Below are 10,862 nucleotides of genomic sequence, written 5' to 3'. Positions count from 1 at the left end.
AAGCTGCCCTCGCTCTCATCCTCCTGGCTTGCGGACCGGTCACCCTCGAACTCCCATACCACACCAGGGGCCACCCACATTCATGTCAATAGAGCCGAAAGTTCGACCCCGCCCCAACTCCGTCGATCGGCCCGAAAAGGGGGTGACTACCGGTGTCCCCCGATCGGGGGACACCGCGCCCGGCTCTTGTGACATAGTCGTGGGTTCGCTGACCTGGGGTTTTGGGCGCAACGCCGTGCCCTGCTTACGTTTTGGACTGGGTAAAGGTTCAAGACGAGCATGGAGGTACGGCGTTGCGCAATTCCAGGGTATTCGCGGCGGGCCTGGGGAGCCAGAACATGGTGATCGAGGACGTGGTGATCGATGTCGAGACCACGCGCGGGAAGACCCCGACGAGCAGCGAGGTGCTGGTGTTGTCGGTGCGTCCCAAGGCATCGCAGGCGGGCCGATGCTCGCGGTGCCGAAGGCGCTGCCCGGGCTATGACGGCGGCGACGACCTACGGCGGTGGCGGACCCTCGACGTGGGCACGACGAAGGCGTATCTCCAGGCTGTGGTGCCGAGGGTGCAATGCCGCGAACACGGGGTGGTGGTGGCGCATGTGCCGTGGGCGCGCCCTGGTGCCCGTCACACCTGGGCATTCGAAGACACCTGCGCCTGGCTGGCCGCGCATACCGCGCTCAGCGTGCTCACGGTGCTGCTGCGGATTGCCTGGCGCACCGTGGCGGCGATCGTCACGCGGGTGGTCGCCGACGGCCGCGACACCAACGACCTGTTATCGGGGCTGGTCAGAATCGGTATCGACGAGATTTCCTTTCGCAAGGGGCAGCGTTTTCTCACGGTGATCGTTGACCACGGGACGGGCCGGCTGGTGTGGGCGGCCGAGGGGCGCAACCAGGAAACCCTGGGCAAGTTCTTCGACCAACTGGGTGAGCAACGCGCCGCATTGTTGACCCACGTCAGCTGCGACGGCGCGGAATGGATTCATGCTCTGGTGCGACAACGGGCGCCGCAATCGGTGATCTGCCTGGATCCGTTCCACGTAGTGGCCTGGGTACTCAAGGCGCTGGATAAGGTACGCGTGCGCACCATGACCAAGGCGGGGGTCCGCGATCGCCACGCCCTGTGGGCAACCCGTAAGAACCCGGCCGACCTTACCTGCGAGCAGCGCACCAGCCTCGCCGAAATCGCGGTCACCAACCGCGCCCTGTACCGGGCATACTTGCTTAAAGAGCAACTGCGAGAGGTCTTTCGAGTCAAAGGCGCACAGGGGCGGGAGCTACTGGCCGGGTGGCTGTCGTGGGCGTCGCACTCGCGTATCCCCGAGTTCGTCGCGCTCGCGCGCAGTATCCGCCGCTACCGCGACCTGATCTGCAACACACTCGATCACGGGCTGTCCAACGCCCGGTCCGAAGCCACCAACACTCACCTGCGAGCATTGACCAAGCGCTCCTACGGATTTCACAGCCCCAACGCGCTGATAGCCATGGCCATGCTCACCCGAGGCGGCCTGTGCCCCCAGCTACCCGGGCGGGCAGCATGAATCCCACCCACGGAAACGTCAGTAGATCCCCACGCCCTCAGTCGTCGCGTCCAGTGGACGATGACAGCAGTTTCTCGGCGGCGGTGTAGGGATCGTCGTGCCCGTCGACCACCGATTCCGCCAGCCGCTCGAGTTCCGGCCGGGCCCGCAGGCGCGACTGCGCCAGCGACAGGATCTGCGCCCTCGCCCGGGCCAGCCGGCGGGCGCGGTTGTCGCTGCGGCGATGGTCGTCGACGGCGGCCAGCAGATTCGCGATTCCCTCGCCGCGGGCGGCGACCAGGCTCACGATCGGGGCGTCGGTCTCGGCGCGCAGGTCCCGCACCGTCTGGTCGGCACCCTCGCGGTCGGCCTTGTTGACGACCACGATGTCGGCGACTTCCAGCACGCCGGCCTTGGCGGCCTGCACGGCGTCGCCCGCACCGGGATTGAGGATGACGACGGCAGGGTCGGCGACGGCGGCGATCTCGATCTCGGACTGCCCCACCCCGACGGTCTCCAGCAGCACTACGTCGTAACCGATGGCGGCGAGCAACCGCAGCGCAGCCGGGATGGCGGCGGCCAGCCCCCCGAGGTGGCCGCGGGTGGCCACCGAGCGGATCAACACGCCGGAGTCGTTGATGTGCGCGGCCATCCGGATGCGGTCGCCCAGCAGCGCACCACCGCTGAACGGCGAGGACGGGTCCACGGCCAGCACGGCGACTCGGGAGCCGCGTTCCCGGTAGGCGCCGACCAGGGCGGCGATCGTCGTCGACTTGCCCGCACCCGGCGGCCCGGTGACGCCTATGACGGGGACCGGGTGCGCGGCCGACGGGGGGCCGATGCTCGCCATCACCTCGTCGCGCTGCTCGCTCTCGACGAGGCTGAGCAGACGACCCGCGGCGCGCGGAGATCCGTTGCGCGCGCTCGCGATCAGCTCGGTGATGCTCACTTGTGCATTATGGCGCCGGGACCTCGATCACCGTCGCCGAACCCATGCCGCCGCCCGCGCACATCGCCGCCACACCGATTCCGCCGCCGCGGCGCCGCAATTCGTGCACGAGGGTGACCAGCATCCTGGCGCCGGTCGCCGCCACCGGATGCCCCAGCGAGCAGCCGCTGCCGCTGACGTTGACGGTGCCCGGGTCCAGCTCGAGCAACTTGACGGTGGCCACGCACATCGCCGCGAAGGCCTCGTTGATTTCGAACAGGTCCACATCCATTATCGAAAGCCCTGCCCGGGCAAGTGCTTTCGGGATCGCATCGACCGGCGCCAAGCCGGTGATCGCGGGATCGACGCCGACCGACGCCCACGAGCGCACGGTGGCCAGCGCGGGCAGCCCGAGCTCGTGGCTGGCGATCGTCAGCACCGCGGCCCCGTCGTTGGCGCCGCAGGCGTTGCCGGCGGTGATCGAGAAACCCTCGATCTCGGGATGCAGCGGTTTGAGCGCGGCCAGCTTCTCCATCGTGGTGTCGCGGCGGGGGTGTTCGTCGACGGAGAACAACCCGTGCGGCGTCTCGATCGGGACGATCTCCTCGGTGAACCGGCCCTCGTCGATCGCGGCGATCGCGTTGCGGTGCGAGCGCAGCGCCCAGGCGTCCATCTCCTCGCGGCTCACGCCGGCCTTGACCGCGGCGTTCCAGCCTACGGTGATGGACATGTCCATGTTCGGGGCGTCGGGGCGGTCCGGGTGGGTCGGCGGGAACCAGTCGACCCACTCTCCGTCGACCGGGATCTGCGACCGCGGGGAGGTGGAGGCCGAATTCACCCCACCGGCGATGACGAGTTGGTCCATGCCGGCGCGCACGCTTGCCGCCGCGCTCTGCACCGCGGCCTGTCCGGCCGCGCAGTGCCGGTTGTTGGCCAGGCCCGGTACGTGGGACAGACCCGCCGTGATCGCCGCGTGGCGGGCAATGACGCCGCCGCCGTAGAGGCCCTCGCCGAGGATCACGTCGTCCACCCGCCCGGGATCCAGGTCCTTGGCCGCCTCGCACACCACGTGACGAGCGAGGTCGAACGCGCTGGTATCGCGCAGCGTGCCCTTGCGGGCGGTGCCGATGGGAGTGCGCAGGGCGGACACGATGACGGCTTCGGGCACGGGGGCTTCTCCAGGTCGGCAGACGTGAGAACGGTATTCTCTCTCTGCGAGAGTATCAGTTGCGCGGTGGGCCGCCGTCGCGCTCGGCTCGTCACCCTGCTGGGGCTTGAGATAGGAAGGGGACATGACGGCGCACGAAGGCCTGATCGCGGTCCCGGGCGGCAACGTGTGGTTCAAACGGACCGGGGGCGGTGCGGGCCGTCCCGTGCTGGTGGTCCACGGCGGCCCCGGGCTGCCGCACGACTACCTGAGGTCGCTGGAACGCCTGGCCGACGAGCGGGAGATCGTCTTCTGGGACCAACTCGGGTGCGGGCGCTCCGGGCGCCCGTCGAACACCGCCCTGTGGACGATGGAACGCTCGGTGGCCGAGATGGATTCGGTGGTGCGGGCGCTCGGCCTGAACGGCTTCCACATTTTCGGCAACTCCTGGGGCGGGATGCTGGCGCAGCAGTACGTGCTCGACGTGACCTCCGGGGCGGTCAGCCTCACCATCTCGAACAGCATCGCCTCCATACCGCGGTTTTCGGAGATGGTGGCCCGGTTGAAGTCCGAGCTGGACCGGGACACCCAATCCGCCATCGCACGCCACGAGGCCGCCGGCACCACGTCTTCGGCCGAATACCAGGCGGCGATCCGCACCTGGAACGAAACCTATTTGTGTCGCGTCCGGCCCTGGCCCACCGAGCTGCTGGACGCCTTCGCGGGCATGGGCGCCGAGATTTTCGAGACGATGTTCGGCGCCAGCGACTTCCACATCGTCGGGACCATCCGCGACTGGGACGTGCTGGACCGCCTCTCCGCGATCGCCCTGCCGACCCTGGTCCTGGCGGGCAGGTTCGACGAGTGCGCACCGGACCACATGCGGGAGGTGCACCGGCGCATCGCCGGCTCGCAGTTCGAGCTGTTCGAATCCAGCTCCCACATGCCGTTCATCGAGGAGCCCGACCGGTTCGACCGGGTGATGCGCGAATTCCTGCGCCGCCACGACGGCTGAGTTTCCGGCGCCGACCGCGCGAGAACGCTATTCTCGTCAACAGAGAGGATTGGTTGCGGGAAAGGAAAAGGCATGCAACTCGAAGGTAGCTCCGCGATCGTCGTCGGCGGCGCCGGCGGCCTCGGGGAGGCCACCGTCCGCCGGCTGCACGCCGCGGGCGCGCGGGTCGTCGTCGCCGATCTGGCCGACGAGAAGGGCAAGGAGCTGGCCGGCGAGCTCGGGGTGCGCTACGCGCGCACCGACGCCACCAGCACCGACGACCTCCAGGCCGCGATCGCCGAGGCGGAATCGCTGGGCCCGCTGCGCATCTCGGTCGACACCCACGGCGGCCCGGCGAGCGGGGGCCGTCTCGTCGGCAAGGACGGCTCGCCGCTGGACCTGGACGGCTTCAAGACGACGATCGAGTTCTACCTGACCGCGGTGTTCAACGTCATGCGCCTGTCCGCGGCCGCGATGGCGCGACAGGAGCCGGTCGACGGCACGCGCGGCGTCATCGTCAACACGGCGTCGATCGCCGGTTACGAGGGCCAGATCGGCCAACTGCCGTACGCGGCGGCCAAGGGCGGCGTGCTGGGCATGACCCTGGTCGCCGCGCGCGACCTGTCGCCGCTGGGCATCCGGGTGGTCACCATCGCCCCCGGCACGTTCCTGACACCCGCCTACGGCAAGAACGGCGATCAGCTGGAGGCGTACTGGGGCCCGCAGGTGCCCTTCCCCAAACGGATGGGCCGGCCCGCCGAGTACGCCACGCTGGTGCACAGCATCTGCGAAAACGATTACCTCAACGGCGAAGTCATCCGGTTGGACGGCGCGCTGAGATTCCCGCCGAAGTGACGCCCGGCTCTAGTTCTTGCCCGCCGCCAGCTTGGTGACGATCGAGCGGAAGTCGTCGGTCGTGAACGACTGGTGCTCGGCGGAGAGCGCATAGTCCAGGCTCGCCAGCACAGCGCGCTCCAAGTGGATGTTGAGCACCCGCTTGGTGCTCTCGACCGCCTGCTGGGGCAGCTCCAGGATCTTCTTGGCGGCGGTCACCGCCTCGCCGACGGGATCGGCCACCACGTGATTGGCCAGGCCGAGTTCCACTGCCCGCGCGGCGCGAATCCTGGTGCCCGTCAACGCGTATTCCTTGGCGAGCAGCAGGCTGATGTGCAGCGGCCAGGTGAGCGGCCCGCCGTCGGCGGCCACCAGGCCCACCTGCACATGGGGGTCAGCAAGGTAGGCGTCCTCGGCCATGTAGACGATGTCGCTCAACGCGACCAGGCTGCAGCCCAGGCCAACGGCGGGCCCGTTAACCGCCGCCACCACCGGGATTCGGCACCGCGCCATCCCCAGCACGATCTCGCGCCCGTCGCGGATGGTCTTGGCGCGCAGGGCGGCGTCCTCCGAGAGCTCCTTGAGATACGCGAAGTCGCCGCCGGCCGAGAACGCCCGGCCCGCCCCGGTGAGCACCGCCGCGCGGGCCGAGGCGTCGTCGGTCAACCGCTGCCACAGCCGCGCGAGGCCGACGTGCAGGTTGTCGTTGACCGAGTTGAGAGACTCCGGCCGGTTCAGCGTGATGATCCGCAACGCGCCTTCGGCACGGACCTCGATCTCGTCGGGCATGTCGTACACGTCAGACCCCTTCTATGGTCGTGACCCGCTTCACCCGGGCTTCGCCCGCGTTCGCGATCACTCCTACAATCCCAGGATTCGTGAAGCGATGATGTTCTTCTGTATCTGCGACGTCCCGCCCATCACGCTCTGCGCGCGGCTGTACAGGTAGGCGCCGAGCAGGTCGGGGTCGCGGGTGCCGGCGACCGCCAGCGCGGCATGGCCGACCGACTGCTCGACCCAGGTCATCAGCAACTTGTCGAGCGACCCCTCCGGCCCGTGCGAGACCCCGTCCAGCTGTTCGGACAGCCGCCGCCGGACGTGATGGGTCAGCATCTCCGACTGAACGGCCGCCCACGCGACCTCTTCGGACACCGAATCACCGCTGCGCGCCAAAAGGTTTCGCACCAGCTTGCCGTACCTGGCGGCGTAGCCGAGCGTGGACGGTTCGCGCTCGTGACCCACGACGGTCATGGCGACCGCCCAGCCGTCGCCGGGCGCGCCGACCATCCGGTCCACCGGCACCGTCGCGCCGTCGAAGAAGACCTGCCCGAACTCGTTGGTGACCCCACTGATCATGCGTAGCGGACGCTGTTGCACCCCGGGCTGTTTCATCTCGAGGATGAACGCCGACAGGCCCCGGTGGCGTTTGGCCTCGGGGTCGGTGCGAGCCAGCAGCAGGCACCAGTCGGCGACGTCGGAGTAGCTGGTCCAGATCTTGTGCCCGTCGATGACGTAGTTGTCGCCTTCGCGGCGTGCGGTGGTCGTGAGCGAGGCCAGGTCCGAGCCGGCGCCGGGCTCACTGAACCCCTGGCACCACCGCTCGGTCCCGTCGATGATGCCCGGCAGGAATCGCCGACGCAGCTCGTCGTTCGCGTGCCTGCCGATGCCGTAGATGAGATAGCCCACGCTGGGGCGCGGCGGGGCGCCGGCCCGGGCCAGCTCTTCGTCCACGATGACGTCGTAGACCGGCGGCAGATCCTGACCGCCGTACTCGCGGGGAAACGACAGCCCGAAGAAGCCCTCGTGGTAGAGGGCCTGGTGCCACTGGGCCTGGCGGGCCCAGTACTCGTCACCGGAGCTCGGAAAATCTCTGGCGTGCAACGAGAGCCAGCTTCGCAGCCGTTCGCGGAAGACCGCCTCGTCGGGTGAGTCACGAAAGTCCAAAGTCGATCTCCTTCAGCGCGACGGGCCACAGTTCGGTGGAGGTCAGCGCCCGGCGCAGGTAGACGTGCACCAGGCAGTCCCAGGTATTGCCGATGCCGCCGTGCACCTGGATCGCGGTCTCGCAGACGGTCCGGGCGGCGCGGGCGCAGTAGACCTTGGCGATCCGGGCGGCCCGGATGGCTTCGGCCGGCGGCAGTTCGTCGACCCCCCACGCGGCATACCGGGAGATGCTGACCGAACCTTCGATCAGGGCGAGGCTTTCGGCCAGCAGGTGCGCGACGGCCTGATAGGACCCGATCGCCTTGCCGTATTGTTCGCGGATTTTCGCGTAGTCGCAGGAGACGCCGTGCGCGCCCCGGGCGATTCCGACCAGATCGGCCGACGTGGTGGCCAGCGCGAGCGCCAGCCATCGTGCGGCATCGTCGTCGGAGATCTCGCCGAGCACAGTCGGCTCCCCCGTCAGACTCGCTTCGGCCCGGGTCAGATCCGCACCGGTGCGGGACTCGCCGGCCTCCGCCACCAATACGGTGCCGCTCGAGAGCATAAGGGCGCGTTCACATCCCCGCGCGTCGACGGCCCATCCGTCGCCACCTACCGTGGCTCCCCCACTGTCGGCACCGACGTGGCGGGCCAGATCGTCGGCCAGCACCGGCCCGAGGAAGGGCGCGTCGAGCAGGCGGCGCCCGAATTCCTCGGCGACGATGGCCACCTCGACACCGGACGCGCCGTCGGAGCGCAGCGCGCGCCATCCGGTCGCCGCAACCTGCCTGTCCAGGCGGGAGATTCGCCCATCGTCGTCGAGATCCTGGACCGACCCCGGCCCGAGGTCGTCGGCCAGCTTGGCGGCGGCGTCGCGCAGTTGCTGCTGTTCAGCTGTCAGACGTACATCCATGGCGCTCCTTGAGAACTCGGCGCAGTACCTTGCCCGAGGGCAGGCGCGGGATATCGGGCACGAACACGACGCGGCTCACGCGTTTGTAGGACGCTAGCCGCTGCTCGACCCGGTCGGTGAGTTCGGCGGCGACCGCCGCCGTATCTATGGGGGCGCACGCCGCGACGGCGGCGACGATGGCTTCGCCGTTGATCCCGTCCGGAACACCGAACACCGCGCAGTCCTTGACGGCCGGATGACCGTGCAGCACCGTCTCGACCTCGGCGGGGGCGACCTGGAAGCCGCGCACCTTGATCATCTCCTTGAGACGGTCGGTGATCCGCAGCCAACCGCCGGTGTCAAGCCAGCCGACGTCACCCGTCCGGTACCAGCCGTCGTGAAACGCCTCGGCGGTCGCCTCCGGCGGCAGGTACCCGGCCATCAACGAGGCGGAGCGGGCCTGGATTTCGCCGACCTCCCCCGGGCAGACCGGCTCGCCGGTGTCCATCGAGACCACCCGAACTTCCACCCCGGGCACCGGCCGCCCGACGGTGTCGAGGCGGGCCCCGTCGACCGGATTGCAGGCGATGACGGGCAGTTCGGTCGTGCCGTAGGCCGGCACCCAGCCCACGCCGGTGCGTCGGGTCACCGTTTCGGCGACGCTGACGGTCACCGGCGTGGCGCCCCACATGATGAAGCGCAGCGACGACAGGTCGTAGGACTCGAGCCGGGGGTGCGAGGCGATCGCCAGCGCGATGGGAGCGACCGCCATTTCCACTGTGATGCGGTCGTTTTCGATGTGGTACAGCATGGTGTCGACGTCGAATCGCGGATGCAACCGGATCTGGGTACCGGCCCGCAGCGCGGTGACGATGTTGAGCAGGCCGAGGATGTGGGACGGCGGCGTGACGACCTGGATGCGGTCGCGGCCGGTCAGCCGCAGCGCCCGGCGCCAATGCCCGACGGCCTCGTCCAGCGCGGCGTGGGTGTGCCGGACCGCCTTCGGCAGGCCGGTGGTGCCCGAGCTGAAGACCAGGACCGCGTCGGCGGGGGGCGGCAGCGCCCGGGCGACCGGCTCGGTCGGGGTGATCGGTTCGTCCAGATGCAGCATCGGCATCAGGCCGGCCAGCACGGGATGGTCACCGACGGCGTGCGCCGGGCCGGCCAGCGCGAGTGCGTGGTCGACCTCGTCGCGTTTCCACGCGGGACTCACGAGCACCGCGGTAGCACCCAGCCGCCAGATCGCCAACAGCGCGGCGACGAATTCCGGGCGATTGGATGACATCACCGCGACCCGCCGGCCCGCGGCGACACCCCTTTTCTCGAGTGTGGCGGCCAGGCCGGCGGCCAGCGCGTCGAGTTGCGGCGCGCTGAAGCGCCGCTCCTCGAACACGAGCGCTGCCGGCTCGGTCACGTCCGTTCCTTCCAGCAGTCCGACCGTCGGAGAGAGGATCCTATCGGCTGACGAGAATAGTATTCTCTATACTGAAGAACGCAAGTACGGGAGGGACGGTCATGGCGACGGTCACCGCGATCACCGAGGACACAGTGACGAATCCAGCATCAAACGGTGCCGAGCCGGGCACGGTGACGATCCACCTCGACCGCAAGAAGGTGTCGGTGCCGCGGGTCCCCGGCGAGACGCTGCTCGAAAGCGCGCGGCGAGCCGGCCTCGAGCCGCCGTTCAATTGCGAGGCCGGCAACTGCGGCACCTGCATGGCCAGGCTCGTCGAGGGCCACGCGACCATGCGGGTCAACGACGCGCTCGAAGACGACGAGGTGGCCGAGGGGTACATCCTGACCTGCCAGGGCGTGCCCGACACACCGTCGGTCACGGTCCACTACGAATAATCCGGAGAGGCGGCAGTTCATGAACGCCGACGACCTGATCCTGGTGAGCATCGATGACCACGTCGTCGAGCCCCCGGACATGTTCCTGCGCCACGTGCCCGGCAAGTACAAGGCCGAGGCCCCGGTCGTCGTGACCGACGACAAGGGCGTCGACCAGTGGGTGTACCAGGGCCGGCCCCAGGGCGTCAGCGGCCTGAACGCCGTGGTGTCGTGGCCCGCCGAGGAATGGGGCCGCGACCCGGCCGGTTTCGCCGAGATGCGCCCCGGCGTCTACGACGTCCACGAGCGCGTGCGCGACATGAACCGCAACGGCATCCTGGCCTCGATGTGCTTCCCGACGTTCACCGGGTTCTCCGCGCGCCACCTCAACATGCACCGCGAGGAGGCCACCCTGGTGATGGTGTCGGCCTACAACGACTGGCACATCGACGAATGGGCCGGCTCGTATCCGGACCGGTTCATCCCGATCGCCATCCTGCCGACTTGGAACCCGCAGGCCATGTGCGCCGAGATCCGCCGGGTCGCGGCCAAGGGCTGCCGCGCGGTGACCATGCCCGAACTGCCGCACCTGGAAGGGCTTCCGAGCTACCACGACGACGACTATTGGGGCCCGGTCTTCTCGGCCCTGTCCGAGCAGAACGTGGTGATGTGTTTGCACATCGGCACCGGCTTCGGGGCGATCAGCATGGCGCCCGACGCGCCGATCGACAATCTGATCATCCTGGCCACCCAGGTTTCGGCGATGTGCGCCCAGGACCTGCTGTGGGGCCCGG

Annotated in this window: 11 protein-coding genes; 5 read left to right on the top strand and 6 right to left on the bottom strand. The window is 69.0% G+C overall.

Annotated features, from left to right (window positions below):
• Positions 1 to 293: 293 nt before the first annotated feature.
• On the top strand, positions 294 to 1,541 hold the full coding sequence (locus tag AC2VOR_RS00405; RefSeq protein ID WP_486962992.1) for an ISL3 family transposase: 1,248 nt from the start codon (positions 294 to 296) through the stop codon (positions 1,539 to 1,541).
• A 37-nt stretch (positions 1,542 to 1,578) separates the two neighbouring features.
• On the opposite strand, the gene meaB is transcribed toward AC2VOR_RS00405, so the two are convergent.
• Both meaB and AC2VOR_RS00395 read right to left on the bottom strand, forming a co-directional pair.
• Positions 1,579 to 2,469: a methylmalonyl Co-A mutase-associated GTPase MeaB gene (gene meaB, locus AC2VOR_RS00400; RefSeq protein ID WP_369736981.1), complete on the bottom strand. Its 891-nt coding sequence runs from the start codon at positions 2,467 to 2,469 to the stop codon at positions 1,579 to 1,581.
• Positions 2,470 to 2,476: 7 nt separating this feature from the next.
• Positions 2,477 to 3,616, bottom strand: coding sequence for a thiolase family protein (locus AC2VOR_RS00395; RefSeq protein ID WP_486962991.1), 1,140 nt, complete (start codon positions 3,614 to 3,616; stop codon positions 2,477 to 2,479).
• A gap of 124 nt (positions 3,617 to 3,740) precedes the next feature.
• Here AC2VOR_RS00395 and AC2VOR_RS00390 point away from each other — a divergent pair, with 124 nt between their 5' ends.
• Positions 3,741 to 4,610, top strand: a complete 870-nt coding sequence (locus tag AC2VOR_RS00390; RefSeq protein WP_486962990.1) for a proline iminopeptidase-family hydrolase — start codon at positions 3,741 to 3,743, stop codon at positions 4,608 to 4,610.
• A gap of 72 nt (positions 4,611 to 4,682) precedes the next feature.
• A complete protein-coding gene (locus tag AC2VOR_RS00385; protein ID WP_486962989.1) occupies positions 4,683 to 5,444 on the top strand; it encodes an SDR family NAD(P)-dependent oxidoreductase in 762 nt (253 codons plus the stop codon).
• A gap of 9 nt (positions 5,445 to 5,453) precedes the next feature.
• Here AC2VOR_RS00385 and AC2VOR_RS00380 read toward each other — a convergent pair whose 3' ends face one another.
• From AC2VOR_RS00380 to AC2VOR_RS00365, 4 genes are all read right to left on the bottom strand, one after another.
• Positions 5,454 to 6,221, bottom strand: a complete 768-nt coding sequence (locus tag AC2VOR_RS00380; RefSeq protein WP_369736977.1) for an enoyl-CoA hydratase/isomerase family protein — start codon at positions 6,219 to 6,221, stop codon at positions 5,454 to 5,456.
• 63 nt (positions 6,222 to 6,284) lie between these two features.
• Positions 6,285 to 7,367: an acyl-CoA dehydrogenase family protein gene (locus tag AC2VOR_RS00375; RefSeq protein WP_369736976.1), complete on the bottom strand. Its 1,083-nt coding sequence runs from the start codon at positions 7,365 to 7,367 to the stop codon at positions 6,285 to 6,287.
• Positions 7,354 to 8,259: an acyl-CoA dehydrogenase family protein gene (locus tag AC2VOR_RS00370; protein ID WP_486962988.1), complete on the bottom strand. Its 906-nt coding sequence runs from the start codon at positions 8,257 to 8,259 to the stop codon at positions 7,354 to 7,356. The genes AC2VOR_RS00375 and AC2VOR_RS00370 overlap by 14 nt, the downstream gene beginning before the upstream one ends.
• Positions 8,237 to 9,652 (bottom strand): class I adenylate-forming enzyme family protein, encoded by a 1,416-nt coding sequence (locus tag AC2VOR_RS00365; RefSeq protein ID WP_486962987.1) that lies wholly within the window; start codon positions 9,650 to 9,652, stop codon positions 8,237 to 8,239. Before AC2VOR_RS00365 ends, AC2VOR_RS00370 begins: the two co-directional genes overlap by 23 nt.
• 101 nt (positions 9,653 to 9,753) lie before the next feature.
• Here AC2VOR_RS00365 and AC2VOR_RS00360 point away from each other — a divergent pair, with 101 nt between their 5' ends.
• Positions 9,754 to 10,089 carry a 2Fe-2S iron-sulfur cluster-binding protein gene (locus AC2VOR_RS00360; protein WP_486962986.1) on the top strand — a complete coding sequence of 112 codons (336 nt, stop codon included), beginning with the start codon at positions 9,754 to 9,756 and terminating at the stop codon, positions 10,087 to 10,089.
• Between the two features lie 19 nt (positions 10,090 to 10,108).
• On the top strand, positions 10,109 to 10,862 hold a 754-nt coding region (locus AC2VOR_RS00355; protein WP_486962985.1), incomplete at its 3' end, for an amidohydrolase family protein.

It is taken from the genome of Mycobacterium sp. TH-M103 (assembly GCF_057473785.1).
The sequence above is the reverse complement of the archived record's forward strand: the minus strand, read 5'-3'. Positions and strand labels throughout refer to the sequence as shown.

Excerpts from the sequence above, each read along its gene's own strand:
- AC2VOR_RS00385 (WP_486962989.1), top strand. The coding sequence starts at position 4,683 with ATGCAACTCGAAGGTAGCTCCGCGATCGTCGTCGGCGGCGCCGGCGGC.
- AC2VOR_RS00370 (WP_486962988.1), bottom strand. The coding sequence starts at position 8,259 with ATGGATGTACGTCTGACAGCTGAACAGCAGCAACTGCGCGACGCCGCC.
- AC2VOR_RS00360 (WP_486962986.1), top strand. The coding sequence starts at position 9,754 with ATGGCGACGGTCACCGCGATCACCGAGGACACAGTGACGAATCCAGCA.
- AC2VOR_RS00390 (WP_486962990.1), top strand. The coding sequence starts at position 3,741 with ATGACGGCGCACGAAGGCCTGATCGCGGTCCCGGGCGGCAACGTGTGG.